The organism is Rhizobium sp. BK529, assembly GCF_014194105.1.
In the GTDB taxonomy this organism is placed as follows: Bacteria; Pseudomonadota; Alphaproteobacteria; order Rhizobiales; family Rhizobiaceae; genus Rhizobium.
Genome location: NZ_JACIAU010000001.1, coordinates 178,312 through 193,529 on the forward strand (window position 1 = coordinate 178,312; position 15,218 = coordinate 193,529).

17 protein-coding genes and 2 pseudogenes are annotated in these 15,218 nt (G+C 59.8%); 17 read left to right on the forward strand and 2 right to left on the reverse strand.

The genetic code is table 11. The annotated features are described in order from the left end of the window. Positions 1 to 84: 84 nt before the first annotated feature. The 16 genes and pseudogenes from urtB to ureG all read left to right on the forward strand — a co-directional run bounded on the left by urtB (position 85) and on the right by ureG (position 12,993). Complete coding sequence (urtB, locus tag FHX08_RS00840) at positions 85 to 1,704, forward strand: urea ABC transporter permease subunit UrtB (protein ID WP_132653395.1); 1,620 nt, start codon at positions 85 to 87, stop codon at positions 1,702 to 1,704. Next, a pseudogene (gene urtC / locus FHX08_RS00845) lies at positions 1,701 to 2,792 on the forward strand (urea ABC transporter permease subunit UrtC); the annotation flags it as partial. The gene urtB and the pseudogene urtC, both read left to right, overlap by 4 nt. 75 nt (positions 2,793 to 2,867) lie before the next feature. Beyond that, entirely contained in the window at positions 2,868 to 3,623 is a 756-nt protein-coding gene (urtD, locus tag FHX08_RS00850; RefSeq protein ID WP_132653397.1) for an urea ABC transporter ATP-binding protein UrtD, read from the forward strand. 1 nt (position 3,624) lies between these two features. Continuing rightward, on the forward strand, positions 3,625 to 4,320 hold the full coding sequence (urtE, locus tag FHX08_RS00855) for an urea ABC transporter ATP-binding subunit UrtE (protein ID WP_132653398.1): 696 nt from the start codon (positions 3,625 to 3,627) through the stop codon (positions 4,318 to 4,320). Between the two features lie 175 nt (positions 4,321 to 4,495). Continuing rightward, positions 4,496 to 5,320: an urease accessory protein UreD gene (locus tag FHX08_RS00860; RefSeq protein WP_132653399.1), complete on the forward strand. Its 825-nt coding sequence runs from the start codon at positions 4,496 to 4,498 to the stop codon at positions 5,318 to 5,320. A 20-nt stretch (positions 5,321 to 5,340) separates the two neighbouring features. Beyond that, positions 5,341 to 5,643, forward strand: coding sequence for an urease subunit gamma (locus FHX08_RS00865; protein ID WP_028751899.1), 303 nt, complete (start codon positions 5,341 to 5,343; stop codon positions 5,641 to 5,643). A 10-nt stretch (positions 5,644 to 5,653) separates the two neighbouring features. Continuing rightward, a complete protein-coding gene (locus tag FHX08_RS00870) occupies positions 5,654 to 5,905 on the forward strand; it encodes a DUF1272 domain-containing protein (RefSeq protein ID WP_132653400.1) in 252 nt (83 codons plus the stop codon). A 10-nt stretch (positions 5,906 to 5,915) separates the two neighbouring features. Next, positions 5,916 to 6,221 carry an urease subunit beta gene (locus FHX08_RS00875; protein WP_132653401.1) on the forward strand — a complete coding sequence of 102 codons (306 nt, stop codon included), beginning with the start codon at positions 5,916 to 5,918 and terminating at the stop codon, positions 6,219 to 6,221. A 28-nt stretch (positions 6,222 to 6,249) separates the two neighbouring features. Beyond that, positions 6,250 to 6,660 carry a lysozyme inhibitor LprI family protein gene (locus FHX08_RS00880; protein WP_132653402.1) on the forward strand — a complete coding sequence of 137 codons (411 nt, stop codon included), beginning with the start codon at positions 6,250 to 6,252 and terminating at the stop codon, positions 6,658 to 6,660. 16 nt (positions 6,661 to 6,676) lie between these two features. Beyond that, positions 6,677 to 7,300, forward strand: a complete 624-nt coding sequence (locus FHX08_RS00885; RefSeq protein WP_132653403.1) for a Urease operon accessory protein — start codon at positions 6,677 to 6,679, stop codon at positions 7,298 to 7,300. Positions 7,301 to 7,303: 3 nt separating this feature from the next. After that, a complete protein-coding gene (ureC, locus tag FHX08_RS00890; RefSeq protein WP_132653404.1) occupies positions 7,304 to 9,016 on the forward strand; it encodes an urease subunit alpha in 1,713 nt (570 codons plus the stop codon). A gap of 24 nt (positions 9,017 to 9,040) precedes the next feature. Then, positions 9,041 to 9,704 (forward strand): annotated as a pseudogene (locus tag FHX08_RS00895) (TIGR02117 family protein). A gap of 408 nt (positions 9,705 to 10,112) precedes the next feature. After that, positions 10,113 to 10,976, forward strand: coding sequence for a GGDEF domain-containing protein (locus FHX08_RS00900; RefSeq protein ID WP_132653406.1), 864 nt, complete (start codon positions 10,113 to 10,115; stop codon positions 10,974 to 10,976). A gap of 85 nt (positions 10,977 to 11,061) precedes the next feature. Then, a complete protein-coding gene (gene ureE / locus FHX08_RS00905; protein WP_132653407.1) occupies positions 11,062 to 11,616 on the forward strand; it encodes an urease accessory protein UreE in 555 nt (184 codons plus the stop codon). A 6-nt stretch (positions 11,617 to 11,622) separates the two neighbouring features. Next, positions 11,623 to 12,294, forward strand: coding sequence for an urease accessory protein UreF (locus FHX08_RS00910; RefSeq protein WP_132653408.1), 672 nt, complete (start codon positions 11,623 to 11,625; stop codon positions 12,292 to 12,294). 87 nt (positions 12,295 to 12,381) lie between these two features. Then, positions 12,382 to 12,993: an urease accessory protein UreG gene (gene ureG / locus FHX08_RS00915; RefSeq protein WP_132653409.1), complete on the forward strand. Its 612-nt coding sequence runs from the start codon at positions 12,382 to 12,384 to the stop codon at positions 12,991 to 12,993. 4 nt (positions 12,994 to 12,997) lie between these two features. On the opposite strand, the gene FHX08_RS00920 is transcribed toward ureG, so the two are convergent. Both FHX08_RS00920 and FHX08_RS00925 read right to left on the reverse strand, forming a co-directional pair. Beyond that, positions 12,998 to 13,684 (reverse strand): Crp/Fnr family transcriptional regulator, encoded by a 687-nt coding sequence (locus FHX08_RS00920; RefSeq protein WP_132653410.1) that lies wholly within the window; start codon positions 13,682 to 13,684, stop codon positions 12,998 to 13,000. 111 nt (positions 13,685 to 13,795) lie between these two features. Next, complete coding sequence (locus FHX08_RS00925) at positions 13,796 to 13,993, reverse strand: hypothetical protein (protein WP_132653411.1); 198 nt, start codon at positions 13,991 to 13,993, stop codon at positions 13,796 to 13,798. A gap of 153 nt (positions 13,994 to 14,146) precedes the next feature. On the opposite strand from FHX08_RS00925, the gene FHX08_RS00930 reads away from it, so the two are divergent. Further along, positions 14,147 to 15,208, forward strand: coding sequence for a LacI family DNA-binding transcriptional regulator (locus tag FHX08_RS00930; RefSeq protein WP_132653412.1), 1,062 nt, complete (start codon positions 14,147 to 14,149; stop codon positions 15,206 to 15,208). Positions 15,209 to 15,218: the final 10 nt, after the last annotated feature.

Sequence of the window (15,218 nt, forward strand, 5' to 3'; positions counted from 1 at the left end):
ACAAGACTTCCGTCCGGGTTTCAGATCCGGACGGAAGCTTCGTCCCCAGCGGTTGCTGCTACGACAATTTAGGCGGGAAAGCCGATGTATCGCGCCATCAAGATCTTTCTTTTGACCATCTGCCTAGCATTCATGGGGCTGACGACTGCCCTAAAGGCTCAGGACGACGTTCACGCTCTTGTCGATGCGCTCGGCGTCGGCGGTTTTCCGGAGCGTGAAGCGGCCATCAAGGCACTTGTCGCTTCCAAGGATGCGCATGTCAGCCAGATATTGCAGCAACTGAGCGACGGCCTTCTCTACGTCAACGCCGACGAGGGCGGCCCTGTCCTTGTGCAGGGTGGCACGGACGACGAGCCGACCTATTCCGATCCGCTGACCGGTGAAGCCGTTGCCGACATCGATCCGGATACGATGTCGAAGGTGAAGATCAATAATTCAGTGCGTACGCTCATCGGGACGATGATGAGCCAGATGACGCTTCTGAGCCCTGATCGCGGCGCCCGTCTTGCGGCAGCCCAGGGGCTTTTGAAGGATGCCGATCCTGCCAACCTCGATCTGCTCACCTCGGCTTTGGCGGATGAGAAGGACGCCGAGATCAAGAGCACGATGGAGACTGCTCGCGCGGTGATGGTGCTAAAGAGCAATGTGAGCGCCGATAAAAAGCGGCAGGCGATCGATACGGTAGCTGCCCGCGGCGGCCGCGATGCGCTGACCATTCTGACCACGGCGCTGGCAACCGCGCCTGACGATCTCAAGCCTGCCATCCAGGCGCATATTTCCACCATCAACCGCAGCCTGGCCCTCTGGAACATCGTCCAGAACGTCTGGTACGGCTTCTCACTCGGCTCGGTGCTGCTGCTTGCCGCCATCGGCCTCGCCATCACATTCGGCGTCATGGGCGTCATCAACATGGCACATGGCGAAATGGTGATGATCGGCGCTTACACGACCTATGTCGTGCAGGAATACATCGCCTCGGCCTTCCCCGGCATGGCGGATTACTCGCTGGCCTTCTCGGTGCCGGCCGCTTTCATCTTCACGGGCTTCGTCGGTCTCATCATCGAACGAACCGTCATACGCTATCTCTACGGCCGGCCGTTGGAAACGCTGCTGGCCACCTGGGGCGTGTCGCTGATCCTGCAGCAAGCTGTGCGCACGGTCTTCGGCCCCACTAACCGTGAGGTTCGCAATCCAAGCTGGATGTCGGGCGCTTTCGATTTCGGTGGTCTGTCGATCACCTGGAACCGCTTGTGGATCATCGTCTTTTCGATGGCGGTGTTCGTGGCGCTGCTGATGCTGCTGAAGCGCTCTGCCTTTGGCCTGCAGATGCGCGCCGTCACGCAGAACCGACGCATGGCATCGTCCATGGGTATCCGCACCGGCTGGGTCGACGCCTTCACCTTCGCGCTCGGATCCGGCATTGCCGGCATGGCGGGTGTGGCGCTCTCGCAGATCGACAACGTCTCGCCGAACCTCGGTCAGAGCTACATCATCGACAGTTTCATGGTCGTCGTCTTCGGCGGCGTCGGCAATCTCTGGGGCACTCTGGTCGGCGCGCTGTCGCTCGGTGTCGTCAACAAGTTCCTCGAGCCCTTCGCCGGCGCCGTGCTTGGCAAGATCCTGGTGCTCGTCCTGATCATTCTCTTCATCCAGAAGCGTCCGCGCGGGCTCTTCGCACTCAAAGGAAGGGCGGTGGAAGCATGATTACGGCCTTCCTTCTCCGGTCTCTCGATCGCCGAATCTCCATTGCCATCGCTATCCTGCTGGTCGTCGCGGTTCTGGTGCCGGTGCTCAATCTGGCGACGTCGGCGGACAATCCATTGCATGTGCCGACCTATATCATGGCACTGTTCGGCAAGTATCTGACCTATGCGCTGCTGGCGCTGGCGCTTGATCTCGTCTGGGGCTTCTGCGGCATTCTCTCGCTCGGTCACGGCGCCTTCTTCGCGCTCGGCGGTTATGCGATGGGCATGTATCTGATGCGTCAGATCGGTTCTCGCGGCGTCTATGGAGATCCCATCCTGCCCGACTTCATGGTCTTCCTGAACTGGAAGGAGTTGCCATGGTTCTGGTACGGCTTCGACCAGTTCTGGTTTGCAGCGCTGATGGTGCTCGTCGTGCCCGGTCTGCTCGCCTTCGTCTTCGGCTGGTTCGCCTTCCGCTCTCGCGTCAACGGCGTGTACCTCTCGATCATCACGCAGGCCATGACCTATGCGCTGCTGCTCGCCTTCTTCCGCAACGACATGGGTTTCGGCGGCAATAACGGCATGACGGACTTCAAGGATATCCTCGGCTTCAGCGTGCAGGCCGATGGCACGCGTGCGACGCTCTTTGCGGCAACCGCGCTCCTCCTGGCATTGTCGCTGATGATCGCCTCGGCGATCGTGCGCTCGAAATTCGGCAAGGTGCTGGTCGGTGTGCGTGACGCGGAAAGTCGCACGCGCTTCCTCGGCTACCGGGTCGAGCATTTCAAGCTCTTCACCTTTGTCGTCTCGGCGATGATGGCAGGCATTGCAGGCGCACTCTACGTGCCGCAGGTCGGCATCATCAATCCCGGCGAATTCGCACCAGCCAACTCCATCGAAGTTGTCATCTGGACGGCCGTCGGGGGGCGCGCGACGCTGATCGGGCCGATCATCGGCGCCATCCTCGTCAATGGCGGCAAGACGATCTTCACCGGCCTCTTCCCCGATTACTGGCTGTTTGCGCTTGGCGGCCTCTTCGTGCTCGTCACGCTGTTCCTGCCGAAAGGCATCGTCGGCACGATCGCCCGGTATCTTGGCAAGCGGAAGCCGGTCGTAAACGGTGTGACGCCTGTCGCCGCCGAAGAGGGTGTCGAAGCAAAAATCCAGGCTGCGGAGTAGACCATGATCCCCGACGTCAAACCCAACAGCGTGCTCTATCTCAGCGGTGTCTCGGTCTCCTTCGACGGGTTCAAGGCGCTGAACTCGCTCTCCATCGTCATCGAACCCGGCGAACTCCGGGCGATTATCGGACCAAACGGTGCCGGCAAGACGACGATGATGGATATCATCACCGGCAAGACCCGTCCGGATGAGGGCGAGGTCTTCTTCAACGGCAATATCGATCTCACCAAGAAGGACGAGGCCGATATTGCCCAGCTTGGCATCGGCCGGAAGTTTCAGAAGCCGACGGTCTTCGAAGGCCATACGGTCTGGGACAATCTGGAACTGGCGCTCAACCGTCGGCGCACGGTGTTTTCGACCCTGTTCTATCGTCTCTCAGGAGAGGACAAGGACCGTATCGAGGAAATCCTGGAGACGGTGCGGCTGACGCATCGCCGCGATGAGCTCGCGGCCAATCTGTCGCATGGCCAGAAGCAGTGGCTGGAGATCGGCATGCTTCTGGCGCAGGAGCCGAAGCTCTTGCTCGTCGACGAACCGGTGGCCGGCATGACCGATGCCGAGACGGCGGAAACGGCGATCCTGCTCAAGGACATCGCCAAAACGCGGTCTGTCGTCGTCGTTGAGCACGACATGGGCTTCATTCGCGATCTCGGTGTGAAGGTTACCTGTCTTGCCGAAGGTTCAGTGCTGGCCGAAGGATCCATTGATTTCGTCAGTAACGATCCGAAGGTAATCGAGAACTATCTGGGACGCTGAGATGCTGACAGTCGAAAACGCAAATCTTCACTATGGTGCTGCCCAGGCGCTGCGGGGCATCTCGATCAAGGCTGAGATGGGAAAGATCACCTGTGTGCTTGGGCGCAACGGTGTGGGCAAGAGTTCACTGTTGCGCGCAGTCACCGGCCAGCATCCGATATCGGCGGGAACCATCACCTTCAACGATGCGAAGCTCAATGGCTTGCCGCCTTTTGCCCGCGCCAAGCAGGGTATCGGCTATGTGCCGCAGGGGCGTGAAATCTTTCCGCTGCTGACCGTCAAAGAAAACCTCGAAACTGGCTTTGCTCCGCTTGGCCGCCGCGACCGCAACATCCCGGATGATATCTTCAGTCTTTTCCCGGTACTGAAGTCGATGTTGTCGCGTCGCGGCGGCGATCTTTCGGGCGGACAGCAGCAGCAGCTGGCGATTGGCCGGGCGATGGTCACGCGACCGAAAATCCTTGTGCTCGACGAGCCGACCGAGGGTATCCAGCCTTCTATCATCAAGGATATCGGCCGAGCGATCCGTTACCTGCGCGATTCCACCGGAATGGCAATCCTGCTGGTCGAACAGTATCTCGATTTCTGCCGCGAGCTTGCCGACTATGTCTACATCATGGATCGCGGCGAGATCGTTCACGAAGGTCGTGCCGAGACGCTGGACACGCCGGAAGCGCGCCGCCATCTAACCGTATGATCTTTCTGACCAACGCGCCGGCAGATGCCGCATTTTGTGGCAGATGTGCTTCCGCGCCATCCTACAGCCCGTGGGGCATGGACTTTCGGAAAGCGGCACGGGACTTGCTTTGTTGCGGTCAACAGACACATTCAACGCGAGACGCCAGACAGGATGGCATCTGCACGGGGGTGGCATGACAGGCGCGGCGGCGGGCATCACGAGACCGCAGAGAGCGGAAGGACGAGGGCATCTTGCTGCCAAGGTGCAGGGCGGGCGTACGCGGATTCAGGAGCTTTATCAGGAAGGTGCGGCAAAGATCCGCCTGCCGGATACGTTCGATGCCTCGATGGAGGCTGTCATCATCAATACGGCCGGCGGGCTGACCGGCGGTGACAGGATGAACTGGAGCATATCGGCTGGAGCGGGTACGCGCATCAATGTGACGACGCAGGCCTGCGAGAAGATCTACAAGGCATCGGCCGGTACGGCCGAGGTGACGACGCAGATCGAGGTCGGGCCGGGTGCTCGCGTCGACTGGCTGCCGCAGGAGACCATTCTTTTCGATCGCGCTTCGCTGTTTCGTCGTCTGGATGTCGATCTCGACGACAGCGCGGAGTTCCTCGCGGTCGAAGCCATCCTGCTCGGCCGCACCGCCATGGGCGAGACGATGGAGACGGGCCTGTTTCGCGATCGCTGGCGCATTCGCCGCTCGGGCCAACTTGTTCATGCCGAGGAACTGCGCCTTTCCGATGCAGTGGCGCTGCTTGCGGCAGAGCAGGCTGTGCTTGGCGGGCAGGTGGCCTTTGCGACGGTGCTTTATGCGGGGGCGATGTCGGAAGCCTATCTCGCCAGGGTGCGGCCGCTGATGGACGGACATATGGGCGGAGCAAGCGCCTGGAATGACAAGCTCATCGTGCGTCTTGCCGCGCCCGATGGTTTTGCGCTGAGAAAAATCCTGATCCCGATCATTTCCGCCTTGCGCAACGGAGCGCCTGTGCCGAAAGTCTGGAATCTATGAGTTCAATAAGCGGGTAGACGATGAACCTCACTCCGAGAGAAAAAGACAAGCTGTTGATTTCCATGGCGGCCATGGTGGCGCGGCGGCGGCTGGAGCGCGGCGTCAAGCTGAACCATCCGGAAGCGATCGCCCTCATCACCGATTTCGTCGTCGAAGGCGCCCGTGACGGCCGCCCGGTCGCAGAACTGATGGAGGCCGGTGCCCATGTCATCAGCCGGGATCAGGTGATGGAAGGCATTGCCGAGATGATCCATGACGTGCAGGTCGAGGCGACATTCCCTGACGGCACGAAGCTTGTGACCGTGCACGAACCGATTCGCTGAGGAGCGCAACATGCTGGACCTTCGACCCAATTGCGAATGCTGCGACAAGGACCTGCCGCCTGACAGCGCGGAGGCGATGATCTGCACCTTCGAATGCACCTTCTGTGCCGATTGTGTCGCCGATGTGCTCAAGGGGGAGTGCCCGAATTGCGGCGGCAATTTTGCGGCGCGGCCGATCCGGCCTGCGTCGAAGCTGGAAAAATATCCGGCTTCCACGAAGCGTGTTCTGAAGGCCGAGGGCTGCGCGCCCAAGGTGGCTTAAGGAGAGATAGATGATCCCTGGCGAAATCATTGCCGCTGATGGCGAGATCGAGCTCAACGCCGGTGCGCCGACCCTGACGATCGAGGTGTCCAATACGGGTGACCGTCCGGTGCAGGTCGGCAGCCATTATCATTTTGCCGAGACCAATGCCGGCCTGTCCTTCGATCGCGACAAGGCGCGCGGCATGCGGCTCGATATTCCCGCCGGTACGGCCGTGCGCTTCGAGCCCGGCCAGACCCGGTCAGTGACGCTGATACCGCTCTCCGGCAAACGCGAGGTCTACGGCTTCCGTCAGCTCGTCATGGGCCGGCTCTAAACACAAGAAAAAATGACGGAGGAAATACATGCCCTTGAAGACGGGACTCATCGGTGCAGCCATGATGCTGCTTGCCGCCAGCGCTGCTCATGCCGAAGACGCGGACTGCGAGAATGCGCAGACGCAGGCAGACATGACCAGTTGCGCACAGGCGCGTTATGACAAGGCCGACAAGGGGCTTAATGCCCAATACAAGCTTACGCGCACCGCTATGGTAGCGATCGACAAGGATCTCGACGGTGACATGAAGGGTGCCGAACAGGCGCTCCTCAAGGCACAGCGCGCCTGGATTACCTATCGCGACGCCCAATGTGAAAATTATGGTTTCCAGGCCCGTGGCGGCACGATGGAGCCGATGCTGGTTGCAGGCTGCCTTGCTGACCTGACCGACCTCAGGACCAAGGAGCTCAAGGAACTCGCGGACGGGATGGGCCAGTAAGGTGGGCAGGACAATCATGATTGTTGGCAACGGCGAAGTGGGAGAGGGAGGGGCAGAGACCATCAATGCTGCCGACTTCGTCATCCGCTTCAACGAATGCCGCTCCTATGGCGCCGGTGGCACGCGTACCGATGTGGTCGCCGTGTGCAATACCGGCCGGCCGGGCAGAGCGATGATCGGCTCCGAGAGCTGGCGCACCCATCCAGGTACTGTCGACGCATCGGAAGTCTGGAGCGTGCGGGACCCCGAGAAATTCGCGGCTATGCGTGCTCCGCTTGCCGTCTCGCATCCGGAGCTCGATGACTTCTGCGATGACTATACGAGTCAATTCAACGACTTCTGCATGCAAACTGGCAAGTTACATCGGGTCGTTGACAAACAGATTCATGAAGGCGTCGACAGGGCGCTTTCTGCGTTCTCACCAGCGCCCTACGTCGTGCCGAGCAGCGGTATGATCGTGATCGGCGAGGTGCTCGACAGATTTCCCGATGACGAGGTGACGCTTGCAGGCTTCGGCCATGTGGGCTGGGAATGGCATCCCTTCGCCGCCGAGAAGCAGCTCGTCGACTCCTATATTGCAGCCGGCCGTCTGAGGCGGCTTGCCGGAAAACCGCTCGTCTCTTCCTCCCAAGGAGCCTGATAGATGCCCTACAAGATCTCGCGCGCGGCTTACGCCGGCATGTTCGGTCCGACCACCGGCGACAAGGTCCGCCTTGCCGATACGGAGCTTATCATCGAGATCGAAAAAGACTTCACCACCTATGGCGAAGAGGTGAAGTTCGGCGGCGGGAAGGTCATTCGCGACGGTATGGGCCAGAGCCAGATGACGCGGGCTGGCGGGGCGGTCGATACCGTCATCACCAATGCCGTCATCATCGACCATACGGGTATCTACAAGGCCGATATCGGCCTGAAGGACGGGCGTATTGCGGCGATCGGCAAGGCCGGCAATCCGGACATGCAGCCAGGAGTCAACATTATCGTCGGTCCGGGCACCGAGGCTATTGCCGGCGAGGGCAAGATCCTGACCGCCGGCGGCATGGACAGCCACATCCATTTCATCGCGCCGCAGCAAATCGAGGAAGCGCTGATGAGCGGCCTGACCTGCATGCTCGGCGGCGGCACCGGGCCGGCGCATGGCACGCTTGCGACCACCTGCACGCCCGGCCCCTGGCATATAGCGCGCATGATCGAGGCTGCCGATGCCTTCTCGATGAATCTTGCCTTTGCCGGCAAGGGCAATGCCTCGCTGCCAGGCGCGCTGCAGGAAATGGTGCTTGCCGGCGCCACTTCGCTGAAGCTGCACGAGGACTGGGGCACGACACCAGGCGCCATCGACTGCTGCCTGTCGGTTGCCGACGAATATGATGTGCAGGTGATGATCCATACGGATACGCTGAACGAGAGCGGTTTCGTGGAAGACACGATCGGCGCGATCAAAGGCCGTACCATCCATGCGTTCCATACCGAAGGCGCCGGCGGCGGCCACGCGCCTGACATCATCAAGATCTGCGGCCAGCCGAACGTCATTCCCTCGTCCACCAATCCGACGCGGCCCTATACAGTCAACACGATCGCCGAGCATCTGGACATGCTGATGGTCTGCCATCACCTGTCGCCGTCGATCCCCGAGGATATCGCCTTCGCCGAGAGCCGTATCCGCAAGGAGACGATCGCAGCCGAAGACATCCTGCACGATATCGGCGCTTTCTCGATTATCTCGTCGGATAGCCAGGCTATGGGCCGTGTCGGCGAAGTGCTGATCCGCACCTGGCAGACGGCCGACAAGATGAAACGCCAGCGTGGTCGTCTGAAAGAGGAAAAGGGCGACAACGACAATTTTCGCGTTCGCCGTTACGTCGCCAAATACACGATCAATCCGGCGATCGCGCACGGCCTGTCGCATGAGATCGGCTCCATCGAAGTCGGCAAGCGCGCCGACCTCGTCCTCTGGAACCCGGCCTTTTTCGGCGTGAAGCCGGATATGGTCCTGCTCGGCGGCTCGATCGCCGCTGCACCGATGGGTGATCCGAATGCCTCGATCCCCACACCGCAGCCGGTGCATTATCGGCCGATGTTTGCCTCCTTCGGCAAGAGCCTAACGAATTCTTCGGTCACGTTCGTTTCGCAGGCCTCGCTCGATGCCGGCATCAAGGGGCGCCTCGGCGTCGCCAAGGATCTTGTTGCTGTCAAGAACACGCGTGGCGGCATCTCCAAGGCATCGATGGTTCACAATGATCTGACGCCCGAAATCGAGGTCGATCCCGAAACTTATGAAGTGCGGGCAAATGGCGAGTTGTTAACCTGCGAACCGGCAACGGTGCTGCCAATGGCGCAGCGTTATTTCCTGTTCTGAGAGGCCGTTTCGTCTATGGACGGTATGAAGCTGGCGGTGCGGTGGCTGATACGGGCACTCGCACTGCTTGGCCGGCGGCACGTTCATTCGGAGGCCGCTGTTCGTCGCGGCCGAAGCCTCTTCCGGTTTGACGCCCTCGCAACGTATTCTGATGCTTTCAGGGCCGATCCACACGGATATTGCGATCCCGCTCGATGACCGGCTTCGGATGTCGTTTGCGTTCCTGGAAGATGCCGGTATTCCGGTGAGTGATCCAGCCGCGCATTGGCTGATCTTCGGATGGGGCGGCCGGTCCTTTTATTTGGAGACACCGACCTGGGCTGATCTGAAGCCAATGCCGGTGTTTCGCGCTCTGACGATCGACCGGTCGGTGATGCATGTCGATGTTGCCGGCGACATCTCCGAAACCCACCCCGCGGTGACTGTTCTCATTGTCGATGGTGAGCGGTTCGAGCAGTTGCTCGGATTCGTCGACGATAGTTTCATCCGGGAGAACGGGACGGTGCTGCCGATCGGGGACCGGGGATACGGAGACTACGACAGATTTTTCGAGGCGAAGGGATATTTCAATGCGCTGTTTGGCTGCAACACGTGGACCGCATCTGCATTGCGGACAGGCGGCTTACGGACAGGTTCCTGGAATCCTCTGCCGCAGACGCTGATACTTTCGCTTCGGCTTTATAACTGAAGTATAATAGTAGTCCTGTAAATTTGGCGCCGCTGAGACTGCTGCGTTATTTTCCGTTTTGACCCTTGTCTTTTTGAAACGCCGCTCCCCGTCGCGGTCCTTAAAGTGAAATCCGAGCATTGCACTCCATTGGGTTGTATAAATCAGAAAATGGACTATGATTTTTCGGCCATAGACCATTCTGAAACAGGCCTTGAACACGCTCTATGAAGTCGTTTTAAAATCAATTGCTTAGTTCTGTTTCTCATTATGGTAATTCCTGTCTCGAAAAGCTGCACCTCCTGCTAGAAAAAACAGATTGCCCGAATCCCCTGGAATCACTCGAATTTTAGCGATTGGATTAAGAACCCCGCAGCAATTGCGACCCTATCAATGCCCAGGAAACGCTGGGCAGGAAGGTCGATTCTCATGGAAAACTGGATATCGCTTCAGGCTGAACTTGGTAGTTTCGAACATCGCAGAACCGTTTATGCTTTTGCGCTGAAGATGAGTTTTCTGGCGGTCATTATGTCCGGCTTTATCATCCTGGTTATACTGCCTCCGCTCAACTTCATGGGATTGCTGCCGACCACCCTCGGCCATGCCATGATCTTTGCCATCGTCCTCTCCTGGCTTATCGGCGGAATGGTGTCGGGCGTGTTGTCGCTCGTCGCAGGCTTCGCCATCCATGACCTGACCATTTCGCGTGCCGAGTTCGAAAAGCTCAGCCGTACCGATACACTGTCCGGACTGTTGAACCGGCGCGCTTTCACTGACGCTTTGGATAAGGTGGAAGGGGACGCTTGTCTCGCCATTTTCGACGTCGATCGTTTCAAGACGATCAATGACCGCTTCGGCCACGGCTGCGGGGACGCTGTCATTACTGCCGTCTCGGCCATGCTTTCCGCAGCCTTTGACGGCACGTCGGTTGTCGCGCGGCTCGGCGGTGAGGAATTCGGCGTCGTCGTTCAAGGCGGGACGCCAGAAGAGCGTGTGGCACGCCTCGAAGGCGTGCGGGCACAGATTGCCGCGCGACCGATCCCGGCGGATGGGCATGATGTCACCATCACGATCTCAGGTGGTATTGCCGATCTTCATGAGGGACGCGACAAGGAGGCGGTCTATGCCTCTGCCGACAAGGCGCTCTATCTCGCCAAGGCGCTCGGCCGTAATCGTGTCGTTCATGAGCGGGAAGGGCTGAACCATGCCTGGCATGGGCTCGTCGAAAATGGTCTCGGCGTACAGGGTGTCGGGCCTGACGAGGTGAGCTTGTTGCAGGCATCCGGAATCTAGGCCAGCCGTTTACGAAACGTGCATTGGTGCTTGCATCGCGAAGGGCTATTTTGCATGGTCTAGGTCCCAGTTTAACGGATATGTCATGCAGCGCGTCACATCTTATCTTCCCGCCGGTACCCCTTCCTCCCATCCGACTGCACAGGTCAAGCTGCCGCACGATCTGCGGCACCTGCGTCGCAAGCTCCTGCATCTGGAGAACGGCGAGATGGTCATGCTCGATCTCAAAGAGCCGGTGCTTTTTGCCAATGGCGATATGCTGGTGCGCGATGACGGCGAGCTGATCGAGATTCTTGCCGCCGACGAGAAGCTGTTCGAAATTCGCGGCCGCGACCGCGCGCATCTGATCGAACTCGCCTGGCATCTCGGCAACCGCCATCTCGCTGCGCAGATCGAAGAGGATCGCATTCTCATCCTGCGCGATCATGTCATCCGCACCATGCTGCAGGGACTGGGTGCGATGGTGCTCGATATCAACGAGCCCTTCCAGCCGGCCCGCGGCGCCTATCATTCCCATGGCGGGCATTCGCACGGGCATGACCATCATGATCACGACCACGATCACCATGATCACGGGCGTGATCATGAACATGGGCACGATCATCATGATCACGGCCATCATCACCACAAGCACGATTGACGCCCGATGGATCGGGGTGGCGAGCTGCAGGCTCTGCTGCGCCTGACGGCGTGGCTATCGCCGGCTTTTCCTGTCGGTTCCTTCGCCTATTCCGGCGGCCTGGAGCGGGCGGTGGCGGATGGGCTTGTCGGGGATGCGGACATGTTGCGGCGCTGGCTGCAGACGATGATTGGTAATGGCTCCGTTTGGAACGATGCAGTGCTCTTTGCCGAGAGCCATCGGAGCCATGGTGACGCAACCCGCCTTGCGGAACTCGCCGACCTTGCGGCGGCGCTGGCCGGTTCGCGAGAGCGACATCAAGAAACGATGCTGCTTGGCGAGGCCTTTCTCACAGCTGCGCAAGCCTGGCCGGACGATGTGTTCGAGCGGCTGCCGAAGAAGGCCGCCTATCCGATTGCTGTCGGTGTGGTAACAGGGGCGCATGGCATAGCGCTGGAGAAGGCTCTCGCCGGGTTTCTGCATGCCTATCTCTCCCAGTCCGTCTCTGCCGGCATCCGACTCGGAGTCGCAGGGCAGAAGGACGGCCTCGCCATTCTCTCCCGACTGGAAGAGCATGTGATCGATATAGCCGCGCGTGCAGCCCGCTCCAGCCTTGACGACCTTGGTTCGGCGAGTGTTCAGGCGGATATCGCCGGGCTTCGCCACGAGACGCAACAGACGAGACTATTCCGTTCGTAAGCAACGCTTATCCGCGCACCTGCGTCATTTGACGGTGGCGCGAAACTGACGCTTCGTTATCATCTGACTTCGATTGGAGTGAGACATATGAAATCAAGAAACGGACCCTTGCGTGTTGGCATCGGCGGGCCAGTAGGCTCGGGCAAGACGGCGCTCACCGAAAAGCTCTGCAAGGCGATGCGCGACGATTATTCCGTCGCGGTCGTGACCAATGATATCTACACGACCGAGGATGCAGAGGCGCTGGTGCGCATGCAGGCGCTGCCGTCCGAGCGCATTGTCGGCGTCGAGACTGGTGGTTGCCCACATACGGCGATCCGTGAGGATGCGACGATCAACCTGCAGGCCATTGCCAACCTCAACGAGCGTATTCCGGATCTCGATGTGGTCTTCATCGAATCGGGTGGCGACAATCTGGCCGCGACCTTCTCGCCGGATCTGGCCGATATCACCATCTACGTGATCTCCGTCTGCCAGGGTGAGGAGATTCCGCGCAAGGGCGGGCCGGGGATTACCCGATCCGACCTTCTCGTCATCAACAAGAAGGATCTGGCGCCCTATGTTGGTGCTGACCTTGAAGTCATGGAGCGGGACGCGACGCGCATGCGGGCGACCCGCCCCTTCGTCTTCTCCGATATGAAGCGTGGCGACGGGATCAATTCGATCGTCGATTTCCTAAGGGTGCAGGGCGGGCTCTAAAGGCTCAAATCTTTCTCAACGCGTTGACATCGTTGATGGCGATGAAGCGACCGCGTACCGTCACGCCAGTCGATTTCAGCGTCGAGAATGCACGTGAGAGCGCCTCCGGCGCTAGCCCGAGTTTGCGGGCTAGCAGGTTCTTCGGGAAGGGCAGCCGCAGCGAGGCCGTTGCCGGTCCTTCCTCTACGCAATGGGAGAGAAGGTAGTGCGCCACGCGCTGCGGCGCCGTCTGCATGCGGTCGTTGGCGAGGCATTCCATCGTCGACAGCAGGTGCAGCGACAGGCTGCGCATGATTGCGGTCCCAATCCGGGGGTGTTCCGCCAGGAGCGCGCGTACCTTGCCGATGTGGAAGCGGGCAAGCATCGTGTTGTCCATCGACTGGGCTCCATAACGATAGGTGCCACCGGCCTGGATAAGACATTCTGCGAAAGTGTCGCCAGGCTCGCAGATACGCATATCCGCCTCGCGACCCTCTCCGTTCAGACGAAAGAGTCGGACGTACCCCTCCAGCACGCTATAGAAATAGATGCCAGGTTCGCCTTCCTGGAAGAGAATGTCGTGGGAAGCAGACGTCACCACCGTGGAACAGGCGCGCAGCGCCTCCGTTTCCTCGCTATCCAACTCGGCGAATATTCCGGCTCTGGAAAGCAGCGCGCGCTCGCGGTTGCTCGGCATCAGCATCCTGTTCATGTTCCGGCCTCAGGCGGCGGTCAAAGCCGCAGATATCCCTCTTGATGCCAGAATAGGGGAAGCGAAGCGCGGGGGAATTGATTTTGATCAAACGCTGCAGTTGTGCGCACTTTATCGAGGGGTCTGGTCGGTCGGAATGGTGAACGACCAGGCATCCGGGCGTTTGCGGCCGCCAATGAATCGGGGCGCGAAAGGCAGGAAGACAAAGAGGCGCTTGCCACGCTCGGTCTCCACAACGGGCCTGACGTAACTCGGGTTCCCCCAGCGGTCCTCATAGAGATCCTTGAATAGCGAACTGATCGGGATCATTGTTTCATTCTCCGTTTATTGAATCGATTCAACATGTGAATAGAGTTATTGAACCGATTCAATTTTTCTCCTGTCGCTGAGAAATGTCAAGTTTCTTTTGAATCGATACAATCGTTTGCTAGAGTGCGGAATAGATACCTGCAAGGAGCTGTCTTGGCTAAAGGGCATGTAAGGTTGGCTGACGTCGCCAGGGCGGCGGGTGTATCGCAGGGCACGGCGTCGAATGTTTTCAGCCGTCCAGACGTGGTCCGGGAAGAAGTGCGGGAGCGGGTGCTCAATGTCGCTCGCGAACTCGGTTACCGCGGTCCTGATATCAAGGGCAGGTTGCTGAGGGCAGGGCGGGTGAACGCGATCGGCGTCGCGGCTGTCGAACCGCTCACCTATTTCTTCGACGATCCCTGGGCGCGGTCGTTAATGACGGCGATCGGCGAGGTTTGCGATGCCAGCGGCACCGGCATTGCCGTCGTATCGGCGATGAACGAGGAGCGGCTTGCCTGGAACATCAACAGCGCGCTCGTCGATGGCTTCATCCTGCTCTGTGTGGAAGGGGGAGAGAGGCTGGTCGAGCTCACCCGTCAGCGGCAACTGCCGTTCATCGCGCTCGCGCTCGGCATAGAGGATGCGACCATCCCGGCAATCGGCATCGACAATGTCTCCGGAGCCGCCGCGGCCGCGCGGCATCTGCTGGAGCTCGGGCACCGGAACATTGCGATCCTATCAATCGGCGATGTGGATGGCCTCGTTGGCCCGATTGCGCCGGAGCGGGTGGACCCTGAAATGGAAGCGACGCCGCGCGACCGCATGCATGGCTACTGGCAGGCGTTGGCGGAATACGGCATCTCCCGCGAGGCGGTTCCGATACAGGGGACGTTGCATGACAGACCGAGCACGCTGACGGCAATGGCGGCGCTGTTCTCGTCCGACACTCCGCCGACGGCTATTCTGGCGATGTCGGACAAGGTTGCACTCTATGCCATACAGTGGCTGGCCGAACGCGGGCTCAAAGTACCCGAGGACGTTTCAATCGTCGGCTTCGATGGCGTGCCGGAAGCTGCGACCTCCTTGCCGCGGCTGACCACGGTCGCGCAGCCCTTTGCCGAGATTGCACGACGTTCGGTAACGGCAATCCTCGAAAATGCGCTGCCCAAAGACCATGAGGCGCTCGATCTCGAACTTGTCGTAAGGGACAGTACGGCGCCGCCACGCTCGCGCTAGACATGGAAAA

Coding starts and splice junctions, on each gene's coding strand:
- urtB (WP_132653395.1), top strand. CDS start 85: ATGTATCGCGCCATCAAGATCTTTCTTTTGACCATCTGCCTAGCATTC.
- urtD (WP_132653397.1), top strand. CDS start 2,868: ATGATCCCCGACGTCAAACCCAACAGCGTGCTCTATCTCAGCGGTGTC.
- urtE (WP_132653398.1), top strand. CDS start 3,625: ATGCTGACAGTCGAAAACGCAAATCTTCACTATGGTGCTGCCCAGGCG.
- FHX08_RS00860 (WP_132653399.1), top strand. CDS start 4,496: ATGACAGGCGCGGCGGCGGGCATCACGAGACCGCAGAGAGCGGAAGGA.
- FHX08_RS00865 (WP_028751899.1), top strand. CDS start 5,341: ATGAACCTCACTCCGAGAGAAAAAGACAAGCTGTTGATTTCCATGGCG.
- FHX08_RS00870 (WP_132653400.1), top strand. CDS start 5,654: ATGCTGGACCTTCGACCCAATTGCGAATGCTGCGACAAGGACCTGCCG.
- FHX08_RS00875 (WP_132653401.1), top strand. CDS start 5,916: ATGATCCCTGGCGAAATCATTGCCGCTGATGGCGAGATCGAGCTCAAC.
- FHX08_RS00880 (WP_132653402.1), top strand. CDS start 6,250: ATGCCCTTGAAGACGGGACTCATCGGTGCAGCCATGATGCTGCTTGCC.
- FHX08_RS00885 (WP_132653403.1), top strand. CDS start 6,677: ATGATTGTTGGCAACGGCGAAGTGGGAGAGGGAGGGGCAGAGACCATC.
- ureC (WP_132653404.1), top strand. CDS start 7,304: ATGCCCTACAAGATCTCGCGCGCGGCTTACGCCGGCATGTTCGGTCCG.
- FHX08_RS00900 (WP_132653406.1), top strand. CDS start 10,113: ATGGAAAACTGGATATCGCTTCAGGCTGAACTTGGTAGTTTCGAACAT.
- ureE (WP_132653407.1), top strand. CDS start 11,062: ATGCAGCGCGTCACATCTTATCTTCCCGCCGGTACCCCTTCCTCCCAT.
- FHX08_RS00910 (WP_132653408.1), top strand. CDS start 11,623: ATGGATCGGGGTGGCGAGCTGCAGGCTCTGCTGCGCCTGACGGCGTGG.
- ureG (WP_132653409.1), top strand. CDS start 12,382: ATGAAATCAAGAAACGGACCCTTGCGTGTTGGCATCGGCGGGCCAGTA.
- FHX08_RS00920 (WP_132653410.1), bottom strand. CDS start 13,684: ATGAACAGGATGCTGATGCCGAGCAACCGCGAGCGCGCGCTGCTTTCC.
- FHX08_RS00925 (WP_132653411.1), bottom strand. CDS start 13,993: ATGATCCCGATCAGTTCGCTATTCAAGGATCTCTATGAGGACCGCTGG.